The sequence below is a fragment of the Alteromonas sp. CH_MED4-4 genome, from assembly GCF_037029575.1.
GTDB lineage: Bacteria > Pseudomonadota > Gammaproteobacteria > Enterobacterales > Alteromonadaceae > Alteromonas > Alteromonas macleodii.
Window position 1 is genome coordinate 1 of the sequence record NZ_JAYMEU010000071.1, and the last position, 1433, is coordinate 1433.

At 47.2% G+C, this 1433-nt stretch carries 1 protein-coding gene; it reads right to left on the reverse strand.

The genetic code is table 11. From position 1 onward, the window contains the following. Positions 1–9: 9 nt before the first annotated feature. Entirely contained in the window at positions 10–1338 is a 1329-nt protein-coding gene (locus WA381_RS20910; protein WP_061439181.1) for an IS4 family transposase, read from the reverse strand. Positions 1339–1433 lie beyond the last annotated feature (95 nt).

Genomic DNA, 1433 nt, shown 5'->3' on the forward strand with positions numbered 1-1433 from the left:
TAATGCTAGTCAGTTAAGCTGACTGGCTTTTTTCTTTGTGGGGTATTTAGTCGGTCTTTTCCTCACAACTCGTGGATAATACCTGTCAGGTCGTTTGTCAGGTAACTTCATCATCCTCAACGATTCCATCAGGTATTCATAGTGGACGGGCAGTTTGGTCACTGTGTCTGGGATGGTGGTCAGGAAGAAAACGATGATATGCCTCATGCATAGACCGAAGCTAAGCCGTGAGGGAGATAGCTCCGGCATATCTTTTACGGCATCAAGCATCATCACTCTAATCAGATTGTAGGCGAGTAATAGTCCCCACAGTTCCTGACGCACCATCTCAGATTTCTTGCTGCGAAGCGTCAGCTTTGCCTGATGTAACGTCTGTTTCATTTCCCTGAAGCCCAGTTCTATTTCCCAGCGTTGAACGTACACATCGGCAATCTCTTCGTAGGGGAACTGCATAGCATCGACCATTGAACTAAGCACGCGGTAGGTCTTTCCGTTTACTTCGTAGCTGGTCAGTCTCGCTTCGATGGTTTCAGGTAAACCATCAAACTTCTTCCGCGCCTGAGGCGAGGTCTTGAGGGTGACTACAGCATCATGTTCTCTTAGTTGATGTTTCACTATGTACTGTAAATCTTTACGGGCGGGCAGCATCCAGTGCGTATTAACACCTTTGGTCATCCACAGGTGCAGTAATCCCAGCGAGTAATATCCTCTGTCGAAGAGGGTTAGAGAGTTATCAGGGACTGAAGGAATAAGCCGCTCTGCAAGAGACATCTCTCCGACATCACGGCCGTCAAATTCACTGGCCAAAAGAAGGTGGCTAGACGTTTCCATCAGACTACACATGCGTACCTGCGGGTACGGGTTATCGCCCATCACATTCCGGTCACATCCGAATGCGGCAAGGTTCTCAGTGGTATCCTGGGCACGGAACATCACACCATCAACCGCCAGTACATTTAAACCACACCACTGTTCAAAGGCATACTCACCAAATGCCCGCTGTGCCATCAGCTTAAAGACATGACCGACAGCTTCTTCGCCCAGTCGCTGCCGGGCCTGCACCACTGCGCTGGGAGCAACAAACCTGTTTTTACCAGGTAACGAGATATCCAGTTTATTCGCGATATCCCAGACCGGATCACTACGAAACAGACTCATACCAACAATAGTAAATACGACCGAATCCAAAGGTAAGCGGCGACGTCTGACGGTCGCTACCCCCGATAAAGCATAAGCTTGCTGAAGAAGCTCAGGGTCAATTAAAGACATCAGTTTATTAATAGCATTCAAATCTTCTGCATGAGCAAATGTATCATCGAGGTTTGTAAGCAAAGACATAAAAAAAATCCGATACCAGAGACTGATATCGGATTTTGAAGTCTTAAAACGATCGGTCAACCGATCAGGAAAATATTCTTAACTGATCGGCATTA

Coding starts and splice junctions, on each gene's coding strand:
- WA381_RS20910 (WP_061439181.1), bottom strand. CDS start 1,338: ATGTCTTTGCTTACAAACCTCGATGATACATTTGCTCATGCAGAAGAT.